At 39.4% G+C, this 25,074-nt stretch carries 22 protein-coding genes and 1 pseudogene; 2 read left to right on the top strand and 21 right to left on the bottom strand.

Annotated elements, in window-relative coordinates; translation table 11 throughout:
- Window positions 1–559 precede the first annotated feature (559 nt).
- The 11 genes and pseudogenes from I2484_RS15125 to I2484_RS21575 all read right to left on the bottom strand — a co-directional run bounded on the left by I2484_RS15125 (window position 560) and on the right by I2484_RS21575 (window position 10,653).
- Window positions 560–955, bottom strand: coding sequence for a DUF4181 domain-containing protein (locus I2484_RS15125; protein WP_207151876.1), 396 nt, complete (start codon window positions 953–955; stop codon window positions 560–562).
- Window positions 956–1,238: 283 nt separating this feature from the next.
- Complete coding sequence (locus tag I2484_RS15120; protein WP_207151875.1) at window positions 1,239–1,499, bottom strand: DUF1871 family protein; 261 nt, start codon at window positions 1,497–1,499, stop codon at window positions 1,239–1,241.
- A gap of 264 nt (window positions 1,500–1,763) precedes the next feature.
- A complete protein-coding gene (locus I2484_RS15115) occupies window positions 1,764–2,252 on the bottom strand; it encodes a GNAT family N-acetyltransferase (RefSeq protein ID WP_207151874.1) in 489 nt (162 codons plus the stop codon).
- A 162-nt stretch (window positions 2,253–2,414) separates the two neighbouring features.
- Complete coding sequence (locus I2484_RS15110; RefSeq protein WP_207151873.1) at window positions 2,415–2,813, bottom strand: hypothetical protein; 399 nt, start codon at window positions 2,811–2,813, stop codon at window positions 2,415–2,417.
- Window positions 2,814–2,904: 91 nt separating this feature from the next.
- Window positions 2,905–3,032, bottom strand: a pseudogene (locus I2484_RS21580) (IS1595 family transposase); the annotation flags it as partial.
- Between the two features lie 255 nt (window positions 3,033–3,287).
- Window positions 3,288–4,178 (bottom strand): 5'-3' exonuclease, encoded by an 891-nt coding sequence (locus I2484_RS15105; protein WP_207151872.1) that lies wholly within the window; start codon window positions 4,176–4,178, stop codon window positions 3,288–3,290.
- Window positions 4,179–4,356: 178 nt separating this feature from the next.
- On the bottom strand, window positions 4,357–5,352 hold the full coding sequence (locus I2484_RS15100; RefSeq protein ID WP_207151871.1) for an RpnC/YadD family protein: 996 nt from the start codon (window positions 5,350–5,352) through the stop codon (window positions 4,357–4,359).
- A 298-nt stretch (window positions 5,353–5,650) separates the two neighbouring features.
- On the bottom strand, window positions 5,651–7,129 hold the full coding sequence (hutH, locus tag I2484_RS15095; RefSeq protein WP_207151870.1) for a histidine ammonia-lyase: 1,479 nt from the start codon (window positions 7,127–7,129) through the stop codon (window positions 5,651–5,653).
- Between the two features lie 25 nt (window positions 7,130–7,154).
- Window positions 7,155–8,414 carry an imidazolonepropionase gene (gene hutI / locus I2484_RS15090; protein ID WP_207151869.1) on the bottom strand — a complete coding sequence of 420 codons (1,260 nt, stop codon included), beginning with the start codon at window positions 8,412–8,414 and terminating at the stop codon, window positions 7,155–7,157.
- Window positions 8,411–10,069 (bottom strand): urocanate hydratase, encoded by a 1,659-nt coding sequence (gene hutU, locus I2484_RS15085; RefSeq protein WP_207151882.1) that lies wholly within the window; start codon window positions 10,067–10,069, stop codon window positions 8,411–8,413. The genes hutI and hutU overlap by 4 nt, the downstream gene beginning before the upstream one ends.
- A gap of 452 nt (window positions 10,070–10,521) precedes the next feature.
- Window positions 10,522–10,653 (bottom strand): hypothetical protein, encoded by a 132-nt coding sequence (locus I2484_RS21575; RefSeq protein WP_255551473.1) that lies wholly within the window; start codon window positions 10,651–10,653, stop codon window positions 10,522–10,524.
- A 124-nt stretch (window positions 10,654–10,777) separates the two neighbouring features.
- On the opposite strand from I2484_RS21575, the gene I2484_RS21570 reads away from it, so the two are divergent.
- Together I2484_RS21570 and I2484_RS15075 are read left to right on the top strand one after the other, a co-directional pair.
- Window positions 10,778–11,557, top strand: coding sequence for a hypothetical protein (locus I2484_RS21570; RefSeq protein WP_255551471.1), 780 nt, complete (start codon window positions 10,778–10,780; stop codon window positions 11,555–11,557).
- A gap of 206 nt (window positions 11,558–11,763) precedes the next feature.
- The gene (locus tag I2484_RS15075) at window positions 11,764–13,281 is read left to right on the top strand and encodes a glycine betaine uptake BCCT transporter (protein WP_207151868.1); all 1,518 of its coding nucleotides are present in this window, start codon (window positions 11,764–11,766) and stop codon (window positions 13,279–13,281) included.
- Window positions 13,282–13,467: 186 nt separating this feature from the next.
- On the opposite strand, the gene galU is transcribed toward I2484_RS15075, so the two are convergent.
- The 10 genes from galU to I2484_RS15025 all read right to left on the bottom strand — a co-directional run bounded on the left by galU (window position 13,468) and on the right by I2484_RS15025 (window position 25,004).
- Window positions 13,468–14,376, bottom strand: coding sequence for a UTP--glucose-1-phosphate uridylyltransferase GalU (gene galU, locus I2484_RS15070; protein ID WP_275956881.1), 909 nt, complete (start codon window positions 14,374–14,376; stop codon window positions 13,468–13,470).
- Window positions 14,348–15,499 (bottom strand): glycosyltransferase family 4 protein, encoded by a 1,152-nt coding sequence (locus tag I2484_RS15065; RefSeq protein ID WP_255551470.1) that lies wholly within the window; start codon window positions 15,497–15,499, stop codon window positions 14,348–14,350. Before I2484_RS15065 ends, galU begins: the two co-directional genes overlap by 29 nt.
- A gap of 71 nt (window positions 15,500–15,570) precedes the next feature.
- The gene (locus tag I2484_RS15060) at window positions 15,571–16,911 is read right to left on the bottom strand and encodes a type III PLP-dependent enzyme domain-containing protein (protein ID WP_255551469.1); all 1,341 of its coding nucleotides are present in this window, start codon (window positions 16,909–16,911) and stop codon (window positions 15,571–15,573) included.
- Between the two features lie 132 nt (window positions 16,912–17,043).
- Window positions 17,044–18,066 (bottom strand): dTDP-glucose 4,6-dehydratase, encoded by a 1,023-nt coding sequence (rfbB, locus tag I2484_RS15055; RefSeq protein ID WP_207151866.1) that lies wholly within the window; start codon window positions 18,064–18,066, stop codon window positions 17,044–17,046.
- A gap of 28 nt (window positions 18,067–18,094) precedes the next feature.
- Window positions 18,095–19,003 (bottom strand): glucose-1-phosphate thymidylyltransferase RfbA, encoded by a 909-nt coding sequence (gene rfbA / locus I2484_RS15050; RefSeq protein WP_207151865.1) that lies wholly within the window; start codon window positions 19,001–19,003, stop codon window positions 18,095–18,097.
- The gene (locus I2484_RS15045; RefSeq protein WP_207151864.1) at window positions 19,000–20,154 is read right to left on the bottom strand and encodes a DegT/DnrJ/EryC1/StrS family aminotransferase; all 1,155 of its coding nucleotides are present in this window, start codon (window positions 20,152–20,154) and stop codon (window positions 19,000–19,002) included. Before I2484_RS15045 ends, rfbA begins: the two co-directional genes overlap by 4 nt.
- A gap of 34 nt (window positions 20,155–20,188) precedes the next feature.
- Window positions 20,189–21,223: an ATP-grasp domain-containing protein gene (locus I2484_RS15040; RefSeq protein ID WP_207151863.1), complete on the bottom strand. Its 1,035-nt coding sequence runs from the start codon at window positions 21,221–21,223 to the stop codon at window positions 20,189–20,191.
- Complete coding sequence (locus I2484_RS15035; RefSeq protein ID WP_207151862.1) at window positions 21,220–22,758, bottom strand: lipopolysaccharide biosynthesis protein; 1,539 nt, start codon at window positions 22,756–22,758, stop codon at window positions 21,220–21,222. Before I2484_RS15035 ends, I2484_RS15040 begins: the two co-directional genes overlap by 4 nt.
- A gap of 33 nt (window positions 22,759–22,791) precedes the next feature.
- Entirely contained in the window at window positions 22,792–23,769 is a 978-nt protein-coding gene (locus I2484_RS15030; RefSeq protein WP_207151861.1) for a glycosyltransferase, read from the bottom strand.
- Window positions 23,770–23,900: 131 nt separating this feature from the next.
- Complete coding sequence (locus I2484_RS15025; protein ID WP_207151860.1) at window positions 23,901–25,004, bottom strand: glycosyltransferase; 1,104 nt, start codon at window positions 25,002–25,004, stop codon at window positions 23,901–23,903.
- Window positions 25,005–25,074 lie beyond the last annotated feature (70 nt).

Here is a 25,074-nt window from a genome sequence, read left to right as displayed (position 1 = left end):
ATAGTTCCCTTTTTCTCTAATTTACGTTGGACATTAATTTAGCAATCATTGGACAATGGTTACCGTCAATCGATGGACATTAAGCCGTGTCAGTAACATTTAACCTTTTCTTGAATGTCACCGATACGATTTAAAATCTTACCTTTCAAATTAACCCCTCCAATACTATTCCTTCCTCCACTAACCTGCCCCGTTAGTAAAAAAGGCACTACTCCTTCTTGAAGTAAAGCACCCTTTAGCTCAATATGAGATTTTCATCTTTTCACCAATCAAATCTCAATGAAGTCTTACCATATTAGTTTTATTATCGTTGAAATTATAAAATATAATATAAATCCTAATAAAAATATTTTTATTGTTCCTTTGTTAATATATTTTTTCATCTTAATTACTCCCTTCTTCCGTACAACCTATGTAGTTGAAGAAGTCTTAATGAACTAAAGCCCCTTTAGTGTAAGAAGAACAGCGACACTTATTTAAGAATCGCGCCCGGTTCTTGATTAACCCTCTCCTAATAAAAGTTATACAATCGATTCATCAACATAAATAATTTGAAAGACTAGAATGGATAACCTTCCGAAAAATAGAAAACTAGAAACAAAGCCAGAAACATCGTAGCACCTAAAGATTGATAATAATATGACTTTTCTTCCCGATTAAATGCCCAGAGCTCCAATCCTCTGATTACTTGAAGAGTGAAATGCAGCACAACAATAAGTTTTGGAATGAAGGTCCGAGAAAAATGCGCCGACTCAGCTAGATTTAAATAAACAATACCAATGACTGTGAATGCAATGATTGAGATGATTTCTGTGATTAAAAACAATTTATTTCTGTTTTTTGAAAAGGGGCGTAACCTTTTTTCTTCAATGTTTAATTTTCTTTTAAAAACGAAATGACTAATTAGGATATATAACAAAAGAATAATAGCCGAAACTGTAATAAAAACTAACACTCTTTCACTCCCCTCCCTAAGATAACTTGTCCCACAAAATTGCCCGATTGTTAAACACAAGTTAAACAACACTATGTTGATGAACTATTCATTATCATAGCACCATAATTACCCATTTAAAAGGCATTAAAAAAACACCTCAGATAAGGTGTTTATGCTACACATTATGGTCCGGATGTGCAAAAAAGCCAACTGAGTGTTGATTTAAATTGCTAAACTAAAGCACCCCGTTAGTTTAATAAGATTGATTTTGATAAATGTCATTTTTTGTTTTGTTTAGAATTTAACCGCCATTGATTTTGTTCCAAATTTTTAATGCACTTGGATAACAATTATTAATCGAATATACTTCATCAACCGAAAACATTATAACAAATACCTCATGTATCACTACAGCTAATTTTTCAACAGAAGTTGCTGTTGGTAATAGGTCTACAATCATCTCTATTTCTGGGTTATATTCATCTTCAGGTGTCTGATGTAAAAATTGCTTCGGGTCCCAATCATCAATTACTTCTTTTACAATTTGGTAATTGTTGTTCATAATATCCCTCTTTTAAAATATTGTATTGTTAGTGATTTATTCTATGCCCTTCTTGTTCAACAAACCCTCTTGTTAGTTCAATATAAAAGTGCCAGTCCCACCTGAAAGTAAAGCCCCCCTTAGAGCGCCTTCACTTTTGTTCAAAAATTTACATACTTTAACTTATTCAACACCATTCAAAATAAACCTTCTTCTTAAACTAACCTGCCCCGTTAGTAAAAAAGGCACTACTCCTTCTTTGAAGTAAAGCACCCGTTAGTTGAATTAAATTTTAAACGTTTGAATTAGACATAGCTCATCATCAATTAGGTCTTGTCTTTCATGAGTTTCTATATTTAACTCATTATAAACTTTTTTCCAAAATGCAACCGCACGCTTATTTTCAACAACCTGCATTACAAAATATTGCCCTGTTTTCTCTTCAAATATCTTTCCTGCAGCCTGTACAGCCAATCCTTTCCCTTTGTACTTATTGAGTATAAAAAAGTCGTTTATTCCATAATCATTGCTTTTTTTCAAAAATGGGCGTTCTAATAGTAATATAAAACCGATAATTTCATCATTCAACTTAATAAAATAGGGGGATAATCCATCTACGTCCCAGAATTTATCCAATTCCTCATAATGAAAGACACCATCTTCTCCAACATCTAAATTCGTGGTGAAATTCGAAAGCTCGTGAAGATACAACGAGTAAAAGTTACGCAAAATAGATTTTTCTATTTCCAAAACTTCTTTAAGTTTAACAGTCATCGTATAATACCCCTTATCTTTTTAAAAATTATAGCATATTAGTTGTCCCAATTTTCACATATTTTAATATTTTCTTATTGAACTAACCTGCCCCTTTAGTTCATTAAGAAAACAGCTTTACTCCTTCTTGAAGTAAGCACCCGTTAGTGAAACTAAAAAGCATTATGGCGATAATTCAAGAAAGTAATCCCTTATTTCTGTTGGTAACTCTTCAACTGCAAGAACTTTTAACTTTCGGATACCTTGTGTACCTGGTGAAGTCATAATCAGATAAGATCTTTCATCATATTCAAAAAGGGCAAATTGATTTATACTGTTTGCTACTGTTTTCGTTCCATTGATAAATTCAAAATCTTCTTCCTTAAAATTAGCCTCGTATCCTTCTAACATTAAACTTTGTGCCTCTTCAAAATCATCTGCAAAAGTCATTGATTGATATAGGTCTAATGAATTTTTAGGTTTGAAAAGATGGAAATAATAATTAACCGAAATAAGAATAACAAAAACGATTATGCCAGTTATTAACCTACTTTTTAATGACACTTTCTTCAAACGTTCCATTGTTCCACCTCACTTTTCACCTGATTCTATCATAAATAAAATATAAACCGTTCTTTCACTAACCTGCCCGGTTAGTTGAACAACAACAGTCCTAATAGTGATACGTTCTTAATGAGTTATAAGTTTCATTAACTGTAAATAAATAACTTAATACTATCATTTTGCTTAAAGACCATTATCACTTCTACACTTCGAAATATCCAGGAACTGGAATATACTAAAATTAAGGGCACTTACAGTCTCTATATAAAGTCATCTATTCTTTTCTTTCGAAGCAAATGCATTTTTCACTTGAAGATTGTTGAAACGCGGCAGGCAACTATTCGCAACAGGATTTCCGAAATAGTTGGAAATAGTCCAGTTAAAATGAAGGTTTTCAAGCCATTTTCACTAGTGTTTTATGCACGTAAATCGTTAAATAACAGACGTGACGCCAAAAATCTCCCTACAACTATTTCGTAGGGAGATTTTTGGTTATTTTTTAAAAAGTGAATCCGCCTGTCTGACAATCATAGAAAAGCCTTCACGCTCGATTAGTTCCCTTTTTTCAGTGTCATAAATAGGGATTGCCAAATTTTCTATAGAATCATTCATGTCAATCGCACAATGGATCTCTGCCAGCTTTCTTGATAAATGAAGCATATCTATATCTTCTTCGATTTTTTTACGCATGCCAGGGGTTAATTCATGTAAGGCCTCAATTACACCCTCAACCGAACCATATTCCTTAATTAGTTTAAGCGCAGTTTTCGGTCCAATCCCTTTAACACCAGGATAACCATCGCTGGTATCGCCTGTGAAGGCCTTCGTGTCTATAAACTGCTTTGGTGAAATGCCGTATTCTTCTACAAAACGTTCATATGTATAGATATCATAAACGTTGTATCCCTTTTTCATGAACGCAATTTGAACGCCCGGTCTGAGTAGTTGGAGCAGGTCTTTATCACCTGTTACGATTGTGATCTCCGCTTTACCATCCCACGTCTCGACCATCGACCCAATTAAATCATCTGCTTCCATCCCAAGTATTCCGTAGTTTTTCCATCCGATTAGTTCAGAAACACTTCTTGTCATATCGAACTGCGGAACAAGCTCTGGTGCCGGAGCAGGTCGATTCGCTTTATACCCATCGAATAAATCATTGCGAAACGTATGTGCACTCATATCCCAACAAACTGCCATATGTGTCGGTTTGAATATCGACGTTGCAGTCATCGTATGACGCGCAAATCCTTGTACCCCATTTGTCGGTACACCTGCGGCATTGGGAAAGTAGTGTCCCATAGCTGATGTTGCAAAAAATGAACGGAATAGAAGTGCCATTCCGTCGATTAATAAGATATGTGGTTTTTCTTGATTATCCATCGAAACTCCCCCTAAAATCATTGCTCGTTCTATCATAGCATAATGGCCAATAATCGATTTCAAATCAGATTCAGAATGAAAAATAAAGATCAGACATTCAAGTAGATGACTAATCTTCATTTTTATCGTTATACAATTTTTTGAATAGCATCGTGCAAAGATAACCTTTTTTAATGAATCAATTCATTTTTCTTATCTTCTCAATTGCTTCTTTATCCAGATGAGTTACCTTGGCAATAAAGTCAATTGACGCGCCCTCTTTTAGCATTTCAAGTACGACTTTCGCTATACCTTGCTCTATTCCTTGCTCTATACCTCGCTCTATTCCTTGCTCTATTCCTTTTCTTTCTCCCTCTTCTCGTTCCATGGCGAAGATTGCAGCTAGAGTTGGTGATGGGTTTTCTTCGTTAAATTGAACCATGTCGTTGGCCTCCTCTTTTAAAATAGGGCGAATTATTTTTGCGAGTTGTTCGGATAACTCCTGCGGTAACCGTAATAAGTAGTCTATAAAATAAAATACAGCTTGAATCGTCGTGCGCGAATAAATGGGGTGTTTAATAATTTCCCGCATTAATTTCATTTTAAACGCATAGCGTTTGTCAGCATCTTGCTTCGTTTCGTTCATATATTTGGTCGCAAGGACAACTTTACTGAATAGCTTATCTGACTGCTCCAATTCTTTATAATCGTAATCGGCAACCTTATAATTAGTATACGCATAATCCAGCTTTGTGCCAAAATAGGAGTAGCGAAATTGAGTAGAAAATTCGCTTTGATGCGGCGATGTCATGATGGCTAATGCAACAATTTCTCGATCAAACCGATCATAAATGCGATAAAAGTATTGAAACATTCGCTTAGCAAAATCTTTTTCATTGTCACTTTGCACTTCCACATGTACTAAAATCCACTTTTCTTCACCGTCAACCAGATACACTTTGACAAGTTGGTCTGCCATTCGGCGCCCTTTCTTTTCATCCATAATTTCTTGAAAAAGTTCCTGTTGCAAAAAATCCGGTGCTTTTGAAAAATCTACTTGTGCATGTAATGTTGGTGCGAAAAACAACAAAAAGTCTTCGAATAGTTCTCCAATCACTTTTTTCCATAGACCGTCTTGATCCAAGTCTCCCGCTTCATAATCCGCTGGCTTTTCCCATACTAACGCTCTCACCATACCGCTCAGCCCCTTCATACTGATTCTTTCATCCACCTTATAACAAAAGGAATATAAAGTGAATTTAGCAGAAAGACGAATAATTCCATTTTGGGTATGAAATCGTAACTTTTGATCAATTATGAAGCCAAAACGGGGATTAAAACTAATATTTGATATAGTGAAATTTAGTAAATTCGGGTGCCAGGTACCGGATGCGATGATCGGTTCGCGCTGCTTTATGATTGGTTCCAACTTTCATCACTTCATTCAACACAAAAGACCGAAGCTGTCAAATCTCGCTTCGGTCTTTTGCTCGTTACCCTACCAAAAACTGAGCAATCTTTTCAATATCCGGTGTAAAGATACGGTCTTCATCTATCGGACTAACAATGGCACTTAATTGCTCGAACTTCTCACGCGTTTTCGGAGCCATTTTTTCTACTTCTCGAATAGAACAGCCTGTCATCGCACAAAGCGCTTCAATCCCAAGCACGTTTCGCGCATTTTTAATGATGGCATGCGCATGCCTCGCGCCAATCGTTCCCATCGAGACATGGTCTTCCTGATTACCGGACGATGGAATCGAATCCACGGACGCTGGATGTGCAAGTGTTTTATTCTCAGAAACAAGGCTTGCTGCTGAATATTGCAAGATCATTGCACCCGATTGTAAACCCGGTTCCGGGCTAAGGAACGGTGGTAATCCTTCATTTAAATGTGGATTAACGAGCCGTTCAATACGACGCTCGGAAATACTTGCAAGTTCTGCCACGCCAAGCTTCAAGAAGTCCATCGCAAACGCAATTGGCTGACCATGGAAATTACCACCTGATACAACAGTATCCCCATCATCGAAAATTAGTGGATTGTCTGTCGCAGCATTCATCTCAATCTCCAGCTTCTCTTTTACATAGCCAAGCACTTGCCAGCTCGCGCCGTGCACTTGTGGAATACAACGAATTGAATAAGCGTCTTGGACACGTTTTTCGCCTTGGACGGTCGTAAGCTGACTCCCTTCCAACCAATCCAACATTCTCGCTGCAACATCCATTTGTTCCGGATAACCGCGCGCTTCGTGAATCGCTGGATGAAATGCGTCTGTAATTCCATAGAGCGCTTCCATTGTCATTGCCGCAATCCATTCACTAGCATACGCAAGTGATTCTGCCTCCAAATAATTGACAACGCCTTGCGCAGTCATCGCTTGCGTGCCATTAATAAGTGCGAGCCCTTCTTTCGCTTCGAGCACAATCGGCGACATGCCATGCTCTTTCCAAATAGTTGCAGCTGGAACATGCAAACCATCTTGCCAGACAAAACCTTCACCAAGCAAAACAAGTGCGAGATGGGACAATGGCGCAAGATCGCCTGATGCACCAAGTGATCCTTGCTGCGGAATGACCGGGTGAATGCGATTGTTCACCATATAAGCAAAGCGTTCCAACACTTCTGCACGGATTCCTGAGAAACCTTTCAAAAGCGCGTTCAGGCGAAGCACAACCATCGCACGCGAAACCGTTTCAGGAAACGCTTCTCCAACGCCGCATGAGTGGGATCGAATCAAGTGCAATTGCAATGCTTTCGTATCTTTTTCATCGATTTTAACGTCGCTAAATTTACCAAAACCTGTATTAATTCCGTAAACAGTCCGGTCTTCCCGAACAATTTTTTCGACAGCTGCACGGCTTTTATTCACGCGTTCCACGGCTTCCTCGTTCAATGAAACCCCAATCTCTTTATATAAAATGTCGTTCATTTGAGCCAGACTTAGAGACGAACCTGTTAATTCAATCATGACAACCATCCTTTAGTAAAATTAATCATCCAACGACTTTTACACCTTTTTTCCAAACGGACTTAACGTGGTTTACCCCAAACAAGTATTGAAGTTCTTGGTAGTTTGAAATGTCCCATAGAACGACATCTCCTTGTTTACCTGGTTCCAGTGATCCCGTCGCGTTTTCCATCCGAATCGCACACGCCGCGTTATATGTCGCGGCAGTAAGCGCTTCTGCCGGTGTTAGGCGCATCGATATGCACGCTAAGTTCATAACAAGTGGCATCGATGTTGTCGGTGAAGATCCAGGATTACAATCTGTCGAAATTGCGACTGGTACGCCAGCATCAATCATCTTGCGCCCTTCCGCTGCCTGCTCTCTAAGGAATAAAGCCGTTGCTGGCAATAAACAAGCGATCGTCCCCGCGTCTGCCATCGCTTTAATTCCTTCATCAGACGCTTTCAATAAATGCTCTGCTGAAATCGCTCCAACTTTTGCCGCAAGTTCCGCACCGCCATAGGGTTCAATTTCATCTGCATGGATTTTCGGTATCAGACCAACCTTTTTCCCAGCTTCCAAAATTCGTTGTGATTGTTCAGGTGTGAAAACACCGACTTCACAAAATACATCGTTGAAGACTGCGAGCTTTTCATTGGCAACAGCAGGAAGCATTTCATTGACAACTAGATCTATATAATCGTCTTCTCGCCCTTTGAATTCTGTTGGGACTGCGTGTGCACCCATGAATGTTGGCACAAGGTCAATCGCGTGTTCTTGCTGCAAACGTTTCATGACACGCAACTGTTTGAGTTCCGTTTCTAAATCTAAGCCGTAACCGCTTTTTCCTTCGACAGTCGTGACGCCATGTTTCAAAAATGAATCCAGACGTTTCTTCGCCTGCTCAACAAGTTCATCTTCAGTCGCTTCGCGCGTCATTTTTGTTGTCGCATGAATACCGCCGCCTGCATTCATAATGTCCATATAGGTCGCACCTTCAAGTCGCATTTCAAATTCACGTTCGCGACTGCCGCCATAAGCAACATGTGTATGTGGATCGACAAGCCCCGGTGTAACGAGATGACCTGTCGCGTCTGTGATTTCAGCTTCATGGGCGCGGTCTTTGAACTGCTCTTCAAGTTCCTGCGTTGTTCCGACCGCTTGAATGATGCCCTCTTCAATCCAGATACTGCCGTCTTCTATGATTGTTAACTCATTCATCGCTTGTTTTATTCGCGGTGCTGAACTTGGTTGGGCTAGCGTCGCGAGTTGTGTTGCGTGTTTAATCCAAACAACGTTTGTCATTCTTGAATCGCCTCTTTTGCCATCATTGGGATATTGACGCCTTTTTCACGGGCTGTTTTCTCGGCGAGTTCATAGCCCGCATCTACATGACGGACAATGCCCATTCCCGGATCCGTCGTCAATACACGTTCGATTCGAGCTTCCGCTTCTTTGGTTCCGTCTGCGACAATCACCATGCCTGCATGAACCGAGTAACCCATTCCAACGCCGCCCCCATGATGAATGGAAACCCAAGTAGCTCCGCCAACCGCATTGATCATTGCATTCAACAACGGCCAGTCAGCTACTGCATCCGATCCGTCTTTCATCGCTTCCGTCTCACGGTTTGGCGATGCAACTGACCCGGAGTCAAGATGATCTCGCCCAATGACAATCGGTGCTTTTAATTCGCCCGAAGCCACCATATCATTAATGATTTTCCCGAACCGAGCACGTTCCCCGTAACCTAGCCAGCAAATCCGTGAAGGCAATCCTTGGAATTGAATTTTATCTTGCGCCATCCGAATCCAATTGCATAAATGTTTGTTGTCACTGAATTCGCGTAAAATCACTTCATCCGTTTTATAAATATCTTCAGGATCTCCTGATAAAGCTACCCAGCGGAAAGGACCTTTTCCTTCACAAAACTGTGGACGTATATAGGCAGGAACAAACCCTGGGAAATCAAACGCACGCGTAACACCTTCGTCTTTGGCCACTTGACGGATATTATTACCGTAGTCGAACGTAATCGCACCTTTATCCATCATTTCTAGCATTGCCTCAACATGTTTTGCCATGGATGCTTTCGAACGTTTCACATACTCCTCGGGGTTATCCGAGCGAAGTTTTGCAGCTTCGTCGAGTGACATGCCAGACGGGATATAACCGTTTAACGGATCATGCGCAGATGTCTGATCAGTCAACACATCCGGAATAAATCCGATTGCAAGCATGGCAGGAAGAACTTCTGCTGCATTTCCTAGCAAGCCGATTGACAGTGCACGGCCTTCTTTTTTCGCTTCTAGCGCAAGACGAATCGCTTCTTCCAGTGAATCTGTTTTCACATCGGTATAGCGTGTTTCAATTCTGCGATCAATTCGGGTTTCATCCACTTCAATGCCGATACAAACGCCCCCGGCCATCGTAACCGCTAGCGGCTGTGCAGCACCCATTCCGCCAAGTCCGGCAGTTAGTGTGATCGTCCCTTTCAGCGACTCCCCGAAATGTTGCTTCGCCAGTTCTGCAAATGTTTCGTATGTCCCTTGCACGATTCCTTGTGAACCGATATAAATCCAGCTTCCCGCTGTCATTTGTCCGTACATCATAAGTCCTTTTTTATCGAGCTCATGGAAATGTTCCCAGTTGGCATAGGCCGGGACTAGGTTCGAGTTTGCTATTAATACTTTTGGTGCATCTGTATGTGACTTGAATATCGCAACTGGTTTCCCCGATTGCACAAGTAGTGTTTCATCATTTTCAAGTTCTTTCAACGAGCGGACAATTGCGTCGAACGACTCCCAATTGCGTGCCGCCTTTCCAATGCCACCGTAAACGACTAGATCATCGGGATGCTCCGCTACTTCCGCGTCTAAGTTATTCATAAGCATACGAAGCGCCGCCTCCTGCTGCCACCCCTTCGTGTTCAACTCAGTCCCACGGTAACGAATAACCATTTCAGATGCTTTCCCCACTATGAACCCCTCCTTACTAATCTACTAATATCGTACACGATGAAAGCGGTTTATTGTACGGTATTCAGAAAATTTAGTTCGTGCTAATAGGGTGCTATTGTAGTGGGATGAAGCGGTGAAGTTGCTATAATAGTTGGCAATTAAAAAATGGTGTGTGATTCCTATATCGCTTAGTCGCTTGGTGATGGCCTTACGCAATAAGCCCGTCAGAAGATCACTAGGGAGGAATTGAACTACATGCCTCCTAGGTATTATTGCTTCGGCGATATTGGGCTGCCTATCATTAGTGTCGCCCCTTCGCTAGATTTGCTCGTTATACGGGTGGGGTATAACGCCTGGTAAATCCTAAATAGATAGTACCAAGAATCTAATCGGAGTGAAGTTGATAAACTTAGTAACCCATAGAACGAACTGTAATACAGCATCGCGAATCTCTACAACAGCGACAATTCTTTATCAAATAAAAAAGGTTCTAGCATCCTCCTATAAAATGCATCTTTATATGTAAACATAAGTGACAGGTTAGCATCATGATTTACTACAATCGCTTTTTCCGCCAATTCCATAGCAGTCATCCCCACTCATACAGTAGATCCGCTAAACTCGAAAAAGCTTCCCGAGAATAAAAGTCCATTCCTTTTCACCCATTGTCGCATAGGATAAAGAGAATCGCTTGGAAGGAGTGGACGAATGGTTAACATGCAACCAGGTGGTCAAGGGGAACAGCAATGGTACCCGAAATTACCTGAAGGATATGAAGGCAACCGGGCGCAAGATACGTCAGGCTATGCGAATGACAGCTGGTCTCCAGGCATGGGGATGTCCGGACAAGGAATGCAAGGTTACGACATGCAAGCTTTTTCTCCAGGGCAAGAGATGCAAGGCTACGACACGCAAGCTTTTTCTCCAGGGCAAGAGATGTCAGGTTACGGGATGCCAGAACAAGAAATGGTTGCTTTCCACTCAGGACACGACATGCAGGGGTATGCTCCACCAGGCCAAGGAATGCCAGGATTTGGGCCTCCGGGACGACCACCTGGGCCAGGAATGCCAGGATTTGGACCTCCGGGACCACCGCCGGGTCAAGGGATGCCAGGATTCTGGCCTCCAGGACGACCACCGGGTCAAGGGATGCCAGGATTCGGTCCTCCAGGACGACCACCAGGTCAAGGACAGCCGGGATTTGGACCACCTGGACAGCCTGGTGGACAACAAGGTCCATCGTCACCGCCGCCAAACACAATACCCGCATATCCAAGTAATCAGTTGTTTGCAGTAGATCCAGGTGCAATCCGCGGTTGTCTCTACCGACAAACATATGTTTGGTTATCAAGAAGACAAGGTTTTTGGTTTTATCCAGTCTTCGTCGGACGTACATCTGTTGCCGGCTACAGATGGCGTAATAGGCAAAGAAGATGGGAATATACGGGGATCGACCTTAACCAAATCGAGAGGTTCTCTTGTTTTTAACAAGCTACATTCTATTACTTACACTCACTTATTGAAAAAAAACGATTCCATCACCAATGGAATCGTTTTTTCATTGTGCTTATTTGTTTAACAATAGAAAGAAAGGGGAATGAAAGGAGAAGTACGTGCATGGGATTGAAGATTAATGGACAAGATTAATCTAACTGTTATGTACCATTATTTTATTAAGAAAAATAGGTGATTAGATGAAAAAAGTATCAAGCGTTTTTTGGATTACGCTAGTTCTTGTAGTATTGGCGGTTTCATTCGGGGCCTTTGCGCCGGAAAGCTTTGAAAATGCAACAAATAATATGAAGAATTTCATCACTACCTCATTCGGCTGGTATTATTTACTTGTCGTCACTGGAATTGTACTGTTCTGCGTGTTCTTTATCGTCAGTCCAATGGGGCAGATTACACTCGGTAAACCTGATGAAGAACCTGAGTATTCTCGCATTAGCTGGTTCTCAATGCTGTTTTCAGCGGGCATGGGAATAGGGCTCGTCTTCTGGGGAGCAGCCGAACCTTTATCGCATTTCGCTATAGACCCTGCAACTGAACTACCGGGAAGTGCCGCTGCTTTTCGTGAATCCATGCGCTTTACATTCTTCCATTGGGGCATACATGCATGGGCGATCTATGCTGTCGTTGCCATGTCACTCGCTTATTTCCAATTCCGTAAAGGGGAACCTGGATTGATTTCCTCAACATTGAAGCCGCTTTTCGGAGATCGGATGAACGGCCCTTTAGGCACATTGGTCAATGTACTCGCTGTCTTCGCGACGGTAGTAGGAGTTGCAACGACTTTAGGATTTGGGGCTATTCAAATCAACGGCGGATTATCTTATGTATTCGATATCCCCATCAGTTTTTCCGTTCAGATTATCATCATCATTATCGTTACGATTTTATTTCTCGCTTCTGCTTGGTCTGGTATAGGTAAAGGTATTAAATATTTATCTAATATCAATATGGTACTTGCGGTCGTCTTACTGGTTCTGGTTATCGTACTTGGACCTACTTTATTAATCTTCAATACATTTACCGATACAATCGGCCTATACTTACAAAATTTAGCCCGTATGAGCTTCCGGGCAGCACCGCTTGATGTTGCCAATCGGGAGTGGATTAATGGTTGGACCATTTTTTATTGGGCATGGTGGATTTCATGGGCCCCGTTTGTAGGGATCTTCATAGCACGCGTATCTCGTGGACGGACCATCCGCGAATTCTTGGTCGGTGTCTTGATGCTACCCACAGTGCTTAGCTTTTTCTGGTTTTCTGTTTTCGGTGCCACAGCAATGGATGTGCAAATGAAAGGAACTGATCTATCTGGGCTGAAAACGGAAGAAACGCTTTTCGCCGTTTTCCAAGCGATGCCATTGTCAATGTTGCTATCGATTGTAGCCATAATCCTTATTTCAGTCTTTTTCATCACATCCGCGGATTCTGCCACATTCGTGCTCGGAATGCAGTCGACATACGGATCACTAAATCCGCCAAATATTGTAAAACTAACATGGGGTATCGCACAAGCAGCGGTTGCTATCATTCTGCTCTCGGCCAATGGACTAACCGCATTGCAAAATGCATTGGTAATTGCGGCACTTCCCTTCTCCTTCGTCATCATTTTCATGATGATTTCCTTTTACAAGGCTCTTGATAAGGAACGGAAGGAGATGGGTCTGATGGTGAGGCCTTATAATAAGACTAAGAGGAAATAGCCAAATATAAAAGACGCCCTGTATCTAATCGTATGACTAGATACGGGGCGTCTTTTTATGAATAACATTCTGAACTTGTACACTAAATCCTATAGGTCTGTCTCGATTACGTCAGACAAACCAGGTTTTCTCTTCCAGCCAGGAGCACTCTATATTTTCTCCAAAAAAGCTATCCATTGAACAGAATCATACAATCGCCTCGTATTCTAGCTCTATCAGAAACTTTTTCATCAAACCGAGAACGTCTTTTTTCAACTCTGGACGATCTAAAGCGAACGCCAATGTCGTCTCAATAAACCCCAATTGTTCGCCCACATCATATCTTTTGCCTTCAAATTTGTAAGCATATACATCCTGAATTTCCTTAAGCCGTTGAATCGCGTCGGTAAGTTGGATTTCTCCTCCTATCCCTATTCTTTTTTCTCCTAAAAATGAAAAAATTTCTGGTGTAAGTATATAACGGCCGATAATCGCCAAGTTCGATGGAGCAAGTTCTTTTGAAGGTTTTTCTACAAGATTTCTTATCTGCATTAGATCTGATCCCTTATAAAAGGTGTCAACGATTCCATATTTATGAATACTTTCAGCATGGACTTCTTGTACACCAATGACACTTGAACCCGTTATCTCATGTTGTTCAATCAATTGTTTCAACACTGGGGTTTCACTTCTGACAATGTCGTCACCAAGCATAACTCCAAACGCTTCATTGCCAATGAATTTCCGTGCACACCATATTGCATGACCTAACCCAAGGGGTTCTTTTTGGCGGATATAGTGAATATCTACAGTCGATGACTCTAGCACTTTTGCCAGAAGTTCAAATTTTTCTTTTGCGATAAGGTTGGCCTCAAGTTCAAATGCATTATCAAAATGATCTTCAATAGCTCGTTTACCTTTACCAGTGACAATAATAATATCTTCTATTCCTGCTGCAATAGCTTCTTCGACTATATATTGTATTGTTGGTTTATCAACAATTGGAAGCATTTCTTTTGGCATCGCTTTTGTTGCGGGTAAAAAACGAGTTCCTAAGCCAGCTGCTGGAATGATTACTTTTTTGATTTTAGATATTGGCGTTACTCCTTTCATCATTTAAGTAGCGTTCATAAATGTCATCCATTTCTTGTAGTACGCAATGCAAGCTATAGTTTTGAATCTTCTGCAGTCCATTTCGTCCATAATTCAACCTTAGTTGCTTACTCCGAAGTACTGTAACAAAGCTTTCAACGAGACTGGCTCCATCGCCAAGTCCTACAACTATCCCCGTTGATTCGTGTTCTACTAAGTCGCGTGATCCCCTGACATTTGTCGTCACAACAATTTTGGCGCATGCCATAGCTTCCATTAAACATTTGGGAAGCCCCTCATGCTTCGATACTAATGTGACAATATCAGAAGATGATATAATTTGATTTATATCACTTCGAAAACCTATCAAATGTACATTTGGTATTCTATTACTTTCAATATATTCTTTTATTTCCTTTTCACTTTTTCCCGTGCCAACAAGAACTAGATGGGCAGTCGGACACTTAGCCACAATGGATTTCCAATTTCCCAATAAAAAAAAGTGATTCTTCCTAGCGCTTAGTTCTGCAATACAACATACGATAAGCGCATCGTCCTCCACTCCCAATTCCTCACGAATATCCATGTCGCTATCCCTGACAGTCGATTGAAACTCCGCTAGATTGACGCCGACACCATGCACTTTAAACAGATTTTCTTTTTCCTTATAGCCAAGCTTCTTTCCCAACTGGTAATCTTCTTTGTTCATGACGATTAGACCATCAGTCCATCGTACTGCAAGTTTCTCGGCGAAATAAAACAACAACCAATTCTTCATAGGGGCCCCTTTATAGAAATGAAAGCCGTGCGCAGTATAAATTATCTTTCCTTGTTTATGTTTCGAAGCTATATATCTCGTGAGAAATGCGGCAGTCGGAGTGTGAACATGAATTAATTCAAAGTACTCATGTCTAATTAAATCATCAAGCGTCTTCAATGCCCGTATATTTTTACTCGATAAAGGTATTCGATAAAAATCCATGTCATGGCAAATTATCCCCATAGCTGTCAGCTCATTTTTTCTGCCCATAGAATTACTACCGATTGCATGGACTTCAAATCCTTTTTCATGAAACATTTTCATGAACGGTTTATGAAAGGACGCAAGATGATGATAGACAGTTGCTACAAATAGGATCTTTTTCATGTTCAGCCTCCCCATTTTCTTCGTTCAGCCTTATCGAAAGTAGCTATGGGTCCTCACACCACACTAAGGTTCTATAGTAAAGGCAAGCCAACTAAAACAAAGGATTGAAATAAATAGATACTGTCATTTATAAAATCATTTAATTTCTCCCGCTTTCTAACTATCTTAAATTCACTTTCCTCTACCGCGATAATGGGAGGCCTTTCTTTAATAAAAGGTGGATCTAAAACAATGGTATACGCACCTACGTTACTAAAGACCAAAAAATCGCCTGGCTTCGGAATTTCAGCTTGATAATTTATTGCCAAATAATCCCTTTCCATACACGTATAACCCACTACATTAAATATCCCTTTCTTGTATAGCCCTCCGTTTTTTTTTACATGTTCCATTGGTAAATTGATAGAATGCATAGTCGGCTTGATATTATGAATACTCCCATTGACAAGAACAAAGATTTCTTCTTGATTTTTCTTCACATCAATCACTTTGCTGTAAAACTTAAAAGTGTCCACAACGATTGATAATCCCGGTTCAATGATTAATAATGGATCTTTTTTAAAGTGAGATTTTTCCTTATTGATGACTGAGCAGATTGCTTCCGCATAGTCATCAAATGTTGGTATATCTTTTAACCCCATTTCTTCTGGTACATTTCCATACATTCCACCACCAACATCTATATATTCCAGCGTATCCAGCAAATATTCTTTTGACAGATCACATAACTTCTGTGTTATTTTCCGATAGATACTAACACTTCTTACCTTTGTAGAAAAGTGACCATGGAAACCGATCACATCAATACTTCCTATACATTTCAAACGCTTTATCGCTTTTTCTAAATTTCCATTTTCAACACAAAAACCAAATCTACTTTGGATAAATCCACTTTGATGTGGACTACTCCCCTCACCCGTTAAATCAAAACTCACTCGTAACCCTACTTTATAATTGCTGGCAGCATTTTTGTATACATAGTCCTCTAACAGATCAATCTCGTAAAACGAATCCAGATTAAGAATACTTCCATTTTCCAGCGCCAGTGCTATATCATCGTATGTTTTTAACGGACCATTAAAGATGATTTTTTTCGGTTCCACTCCAATTTTGAGAGCTAAATCATATTCTAATCTCGATACAACTTCAGCGTAAGCACCAAGTTTATACATTTCTTTTATAAGCGCGGGCAGGTAATTCGTTTTATAGGAATAACCGATAATAAAGTTAGTGTACCTACTAGTAAAAGCGGAAAACATTTCCATGTAATTCGACCTTAATTTCATTAAATCAAACAGATAAAAGGACTCACCGTATTTATTTTCTAAAGCCTCGACTGTTTCTTTACTAGTAGCACCTCGAAGTTTTTCTACATCACTTTTCTCCCTTGTAGTCTCTTGAATGTACATCATTTTTTTTGTTTTCTCCTCCCATTCACTGACTCTCTATCTTTATAGGTTGAACATATGAATGACTGTATAAACTTAGTTCTCCCGTCGTAGTGGGTTCAATGGAATTCTTTATTTCAACATATATATCATTTCCTATGAGACAATTTCACGGATATTAGCTGGTTCCAGCCGATCTGTATTATTTAAATACCATTCAATTGTCATCTTAAGGCCTCTTTCAAATGTAATGGCCGGGGACCAACCTAGCTTTTTTGTGATTTTCGAATTATCGATTGCGTACCTTTTATCATGCCCTAAACGATCCTCTACAGATTCAATAAGTTTCTCGTCTTTCCCTAATTGACTAATCAGAAACTTAACAACTTCAATGTTTGGTCTCTCATTGTTCCCACCGATGTTATAAACTTCTCCGATTTCCCCTTTATGAAGAACCGTATCTATGGCGATACAATGATCTTCTACATAAAGCCAATCTCTAACTTGTCTACCATCTCCATATACCGGAAGGGGCTCTTCTTTTAAAGCTTTGCTAATCATAAGTGGGATCAACTTTTCAGGGAATTGGTAAGGGCCATAGTTATTCGAACACCTCGTAATCATGATAGGCAGCGCATACGTTTCGTAATAAGCCCTAACGATTAAATCTGCAGATGCCTTAGAAGCTGAATAGGGGCTATTAGGGGCTAGATTTGTTTGTTCGGTGAAATAACCACTATTTCCAAGGGTTCCATATACTTCGTCCGTTGATATTTGAATATATTTCACATGATCACTAAATTTCCTACAAGCTTTATCGTCAGGATTGATTTCCCAGTGTTTTCTTGCTACCTCGAGGAGTGTTTGCGTGCCAAGAACATTGGTTTTCAGGAAAAGTGCAGGATCCGCAATACTCCGGTCCACATGTGATTCTGCCGCAAAGTTAATGACGACTTGAATGTCATATCTCTCAAAAATTTCTTTCAGCAACTGAGCGTCACAAATATCGCCTTTTACAAAGTGATAATTCTCGCTCCCTGCACTATCTTCAAGATTAGACAAATTCCCTGCATATGTTAATAAATCCAGATTAATAATTTTATAATCATATGTTGAAAGCATATGTTTAATAAAATTCGATCCGATGAATCCGGCCCCACCAGTTACTAGTATATTCATGGAAAACTCCTTCTCGTCCAAATGATTTTCATACAAATAGAAGCTCTTGCGTAAATAAGTTAATCAGTTGTTTTGATTTTGCAACTTCAACTAAATATTGACCGTAATCTGTTTTCAATAAAGGCTGAGCTAACTCTACTAGCTGTTCTTTTGTTATATAATTTCTTCTGAATGCAATTTCCTCAATGCAAGATACATATAAGCCTTGGCGTTTTTGAATCGCTTCGACAAAGTTTGAAGCCTCTAGCAACGACTCATGCGTCCCCGTATCCATCCATGCCAATCCTCTTCCCATGAGCTCAACCTTGAGTGTTCCCCTTTGAAGATAGACATTAATAATCGAGGTGATTTCTTTTTCCCCCCGCTCAGATGGCGTGACTCTTTTAGCGATTTCCACAACGGTATGATCAAAAAAGTAGAGACCTGGGACAGCATAAGAGGATTTTGGTTTTTCGGGTTTTTCTTCAATAGACAAGGCATGCATTTGTTCATCTACTTCAACAACGCCATATGCCCTAGGATCATTTACAGTACAACCAAAAATGATACTTCCGGATTCTAATGTAGCTGCGCGCTGTACTTTATTTCCAAAATCAGAGCCATAAAAGATATTATCCCCTAGGACAAGGGCAACAGGTGATTGACCAATAAATTTTTCCCCGATTATAAAAGCCTCTGCAAGCCCGTTTGGATTATCCTGGACTGCGTATTGCAACTCCATGCCTAGTTTGTTGCCATCCCCTAATAACTCCTTAAATCCTGCAATATCTCGCGGAGTTGAAATGATCAATATTTCCTTAATACCTGCAAGCATTAAGACTGATAAAGGATAATAAATCATCGGCTTATCGTATACCGGTAACATTTGCTTCGATATGGCTTTCGTCAGAGGATAAAGACGAGTACCTGATCCACCTGCTAATAGGATCCCTTTCATACAACATCACTCCACTTTTTATGACTTATATGCAGTTCTTCGATAATCTCACAAATTTTAATCACAGAAGATATCCCAAGTTCACCGTAAAAAGGCATCGCTAACACTTGTCCTACAGATTTCTGTGCTTGTGAAAGATTTTCTCGTTGGGTAGATTCAAGATGCCGATACCAATGGAAGTCACTACAAAGAGGATAGAAATACTTTCTTGTGAAAACGTTATAGTCTTTTAATTGTTCATGGAGCCAATCCCGAGATTTACCAAACCTACTTTCATCTATTTCAATAACAAAGTATTGATAACTACTGCTGTCCTCTTCTAAAGTCGTTAGCACTCGAATTCCGGGCAATAGAGCTAAATGCTGTTCATATGTTTTTTTGAGGATATGCCTCTTCGCTCTTTCTTCATCCACTAACTTCAAGACTTCCAGTCCCATCGCAGCTTGGATCTCATTCATTTTTGCATTTAAGCCAGATAACAGGACTTCCTCTGGGTTTGCAAGACCAAAGTTTTTAAGCAGGTCTAACTTTCGAGCGAGCGCTTCAGCCTTAAACGCTAATGCTCCACCTTCAATCGTATTAAAAAGCTTGGTCGCATGAAAACTTAACATTGTCATATCACCGTAATGACTGATTGGTTTACCATTGATTTTTGCGCCGAATACATGTGCACCATCATAAATAACTTTCAATTGATGGCGGTCTGCAATTGCCTGTATGGCTTCAACATCACATGGATTTCCAAAGACATGTACTGCAAGAATCGCACTCGTCTTGTCCGTTATTAAGGCTTCAATTTTAGTTGCATCGATTGTTAAGGTTCGGGGGTCAATATCACAAAATACTGGGGTAAGTCCATTCCAATCTAGGGCCTGAACAGTTGCAGGAAAGGTGAAGGGAGTCGTAATAACATCTCCTGTTAAATCAAGTGCTTTCAATCCAAGCAGCAGTGCTAACGTACCGTTTGAAAAAAGTGATAACTGGTCGACGTTTAGGTAATTCTTTAATTGGATCTCTAATGCTTGATGTTGAGAACCATTGTTAGTTAACCATTTGCTGTCCCATATCTCGCCTATTTTCCTCGATATATTGTACGTTGCCGGAAGTAATGGTCTAGTGATTAGGATGGGTTCATCAAAATAGTTATTCATCAGTTAAATCCCCTTTTCTACACTAATATTTCTACTAAAGTACGACAGGAACTGCATTTGTTTGATGTTCAATAATCATTAAACTCTTATAAGCAACTACGCCAGGGTTTGCCACTAATAATGATTGCTCCACTGCTTCACCATTCAACCAATGGATGATTGCCTTCGGAAGATTCACTCCAGCGATATGACTGAATGGATAACCTCCACCAAAACGAGCATTCATCTCTAAAATATAAGGGACACCCTCTACGATAAAAGCATCCACATCAAGGTTAGCAGTATGTCCCATCACCAGACTTAGTCTTTTCCCCATTGTTTCTAATTCGAGATTAATAACTGTTTCTGCGCAATCTGTTTCTCCAGCTCTCATAGCACGCTTTTTCTTTACAATCGTCGTTTGGTAATTGCCTTCAAGATCGTTGATGATATCCAAACCATATTCTTGACCTACTAATTTTTCTTGGATAACAACACAACTTTTAATATTCTGCTGCGATTCATATGATAAATAAGTAGCTTGAATCGTTTTTTCAACTTTATGATATAAGACATTTAGCTCATCCATATTTTCCGCTTCAAAAATGGAGATTGAACCCATCCCCCATCTCGGTTTAATGATTAACGGAAAACAAATATGACCTTGACGGATCGCATTGATTGCAGCTGGAAGTGTTACAAATGTCAGTGCTGTATGAAAACCCTTCTTCTTTAAGTAGTTACATGTCTCCCATTTGTCATTACATATCGCTATCACTTCTTTGTTCGATACAATTATTTCGACCCCGATTCTTCTAAACTCTGTTTTGTAATTTGATAGAATAGGTAAATCAATATCAAATAAAGGAATCAATGCATCAATATGGTGCTCCTTACAGTACGCTTTAAGAAAGGGAATATATGCATCATCATAAATTAAAGGCGTAACAACCGAATGATCGCCATACATCATAGCAGTTGAATGAATGGAACTATTCGCTACATGTATCTCACCTTGATTTTCTAACGCCTCTTTAAAATAGTTGACCAAGTAACCCCTTCGCCCAGCAGAAGTCAGTAATATGTTCACTTATTTCCTCCTATCGTCTCGTTCTCCAGTACGATCTTGTTCTCTACAATTTTCTTGTTTTTATGTTTCATGAGTCTACTCTTCATCACTAGGACAAGAAGTATGCGATAGACTGTTTCTAACTCTTGTACCCTCGCCATTTTACATCCAGCTATATATACAACAATTCCAATGCCGATTTGAATCGTCAAATTCATGATATGATTTACCGGCAGTACACTACCAATCGTAGCAACAGATACGCCCATAACAATTGAAAGTAAAAGCACAGGAAATAGGTCTTTCAACTGGTCTTTCGCCGAATAATCTATTTCCCTTGCAGAAAAGTAAGTGTTAATATATAAGGCTATATATGAGCTCAATACCGCCGCCACGATTAGACCAATGATTCCTTGTCCAAGTACTAAAGACACTGAGATTAGTAAGGTCAATACTAATTTTTTAATTATTTCAATCAGCAAAAACAAATCTGATCTTCCTTTGACCTGCAGTATGTTTAAATTTATCGCGTGAAGTGGGTACAGCATTCCAGCGATGCAAAGCAGTTGGAAATAGACTACTGAAGGCATCCACTTCTCACCCAGAAGTACAGTGAAAAGTGATGGTGCAATAGCTGCCAAACCAATCATCAAAGGAAAGTTTATAAAGGCAGATGTCTTAATGATTTTTCTAAATCCGGATTTCAGACGAATCTCGTCTTGCTGAATGCTACTAAGAATTGGATAAGATACACGTTGAACAGTGGCAGAGATTGCTTGAGAAGCCATGTTACTAATTCTCGCTGCATTTGTATAAAATCCGAGTTGCGTTGTGGAATAAAATCTTCCAATAATAACGAAATAGATATTGTTATATAAGGTATCTAATAGACCGGATAATAACAACTTGTATCCAAATTTATAAAACTTCCTAAATGACTGCATGTTGAATGCCATTGAAGGTACCCATTTATTAAAAATCCATAGTAGCAACGTCTGGATTAATTGCATGGACAGTGTATTAATAACAAGACTCCAAACACCATAGCCCATCATCGCAAGGGATATCGTAATGCTTCCAGATAGCAAGACCGCAATGACATTTATTTTTGCTATTGTTTTGAAATCGACATTCTTAATGAGCATAACTTTATGGATGATTCCTAAAGAATTAATAATAAGCACTAAAGAAAGTACACGAAGGATCGGAATCAGCTGAGGTTCATTAAAAAAATTGCTAATCGGAAAAGCAGAAAAGTACAAGATGCCATACATCACGGCAGCCATCATGATATTAAAATAAAAGACTGTAGAATAATCTGTCTGGCTCGTCTGCTGATCACGAATCAATGCCTGTGAAAAACCACTATCCACAATTGAATTTGAAATCGCTATGAAAATCAAAATCATACCAATGACACCAAAGTGTTCAGGCAATAATAGCCTAGCTAACAGGATTTGTATGACAAATTGAACACCGTGGTTTGCTAGTAGATCAGCGAAACTCCAAAACAAACCTGTCATCGTTTTTGTTTTTAACGGGTTTGAGTCTTGCATATGAAAGCTCCTATTTTTTATTCTATTGAGCATCTAAATATATGCTTTTAGGCGAGTAAAAAGTACATAAAGACTTGGGAAATTATATCTAGCATAATATCTTATTTTCCCGTTCAAACCTAAGCGATTAAAATATTCTTTATATCTTGGGATTTTCAACTTTTTTCGTTCTCTTTCTAATCTTACTATCTCAAGCTCAAACTGAATTTTAGCTTTATCAATTTCCGGTTTATATTTATCCTTTGTAAAATCATTGAAGTTATCGAATAAGTGTAAAAATCCTTCATTAATTAAAATTTGTTTTTCCTTATTTCCACTTTCTTTTTTCCAATTATACATAATTGAACCCTTCACTCCTGTTCGATATACACTCATAGTTTCATCTAAATAATGGGCATAACCATAGCTTGTTGTTATAAGTTTTATCGGGACATCACCCACTATAGCTGTAGAGCACCATTCTGGTAGATTATCCATTAAGTGTTTGGGATACATAAAAGAAGCCGTTGGAATAAAGCCCAATAAAGCCAATTCACCTACGGAATAATTACTATCTCCTCCATGAAAATAGTAATTACTTTTTTTAATTAAATGAGTTTGCACTCCAGGTATTACTTTCTTATTCGCTTTTACTAACACCGCGTTATGAAAACAAAAAGTACATTCAGGATTTTGTTCCAAGTAATCCACTTGTTTTTGAAGTTTGTAGGGGTCAGTCCAATAATCGTCTCCCTCACATTCTGCAATGTATTTCCCTTTACTGTTCTCGAAAATTCTTTGAGAGTTTTTCCGGAATCCTACATTTTGTGCAGAGGTGATGACTCTTATTTTTTCGGGATACTGATTGGCGTATCTCTCCACTATTTTTTTCGTGTCATCTGTACTGCAATCCTCACCAATCAAAATTTCAAAGTCAAAATTAGTTTTTTGCATTAAAAAGCTTTCGATAGCATCTGCTATATAGTCTTCGTGATTATAAGTGATACAGTTTATACTTACTAAACAACTCATCATCTTACCTCCTGTACATTTTTAATGCTTACCAAACCAAGACTTTCTTGAAGATATAGATAACTATAGATAGGGTATTTTGTGTATGGAAAGAGTGCTGCACCTATTAATATCAGGGTAGGGAACAATATTTATTTTAATTTCTCTTCTCCAGTTACTTCCCGATAAATCCTCAAATAATTTGATGCCATTTTCTCGATACTATACAAAATCATTTTTTGTTTTTTTTCACTATTTAATTCTTTTCCTTCTATTCGATCCTTTGGAGTATTCAAAATTTGTCTTTTCAAGTCTTCTTCATTTCCAACCTCGAAAAAAGTTCCTACCCCTTCGACAACTTCCCTTAAACCAGCAACATCAGAAACGATAATGGGTAAGTCGGCAGACATCGCTTCCACAGCCACTAATCCAAATCCCTCCCATTTTGATGACAAAACAAAAATATCACATGATTTCAAAATAGATGGCACATCAGATCGCCGCCCCAAGAAACTGATTTTCGGAGTCCCATATTCTTTGGCATATTCCTTTACGTCAGTTAACCGCTCTCCTATACCAACTAAAAGGATATGATAATTTTCGGGAAGTAATGCTGATGCCCTAATTAAAGTTTCATAATCTTTCTGTTCCCGCATAGCGGCTACCATCACAATTAGGATGTCATTTTCACGATAATTGCTAACTAGTTCTTTACGTTCTAATGGTTTCGCCTCTAGGTATTGTTTAATGCGTATTCCATTATGAACAACGACCGTTTTAACTGCCACCTTAGGGAGATAGTTAATCATCTCCTCTTTAGTACCTTCTGTATTCGCAATGATTTTTGTGTATTTCTTATACATCCAACTGTCAATAAACTTGAAGTATTTCTTTTCACGCCTTCTGTTATGTGTATTATGTTCAGTTGTAATGAGCACTGTCTTTCCACCCATAAATTGTTTGATATATGCTACATACAGTTGAGGCGCAAATAAATGAGCATGGACAATGTCAAAATCTCTACTAAGATAGTCCTTAATGACCTTAACTTGCAACAGATGGTACACTTTATTTATGGGACTGAAATGTATCGGGATTTTCAATTCTCTTATTCGCTCACTGTAGAAGTCCTCCGAATCAGAAAGCACGAGTACCTCTACCCAGACTCCCGCTTTCTTCATCTCTTCCACTAGATCAACTAACATTTTTTCGGCCCCGCCACTTGCTAAAGTAGGAATAATATGGAGAACTTTCAAATCGCAACATCCTTTGAAATACTTGTAGTTTTGTTTTCTATGATGCTAGAAAACATTTCTAATACGTCAA

The organism is Sporosarcina sp. E16_8 (assembly GCF_017347095.1).
Taxonomy (GTDB): Bacteria; Bacillota; Bacilli; order Bacillales_A; family Planococcaceae; genus Sporosarcina.
This window is presented reverse-complemented; position numbering and strand designations above follow the sequence as displayed.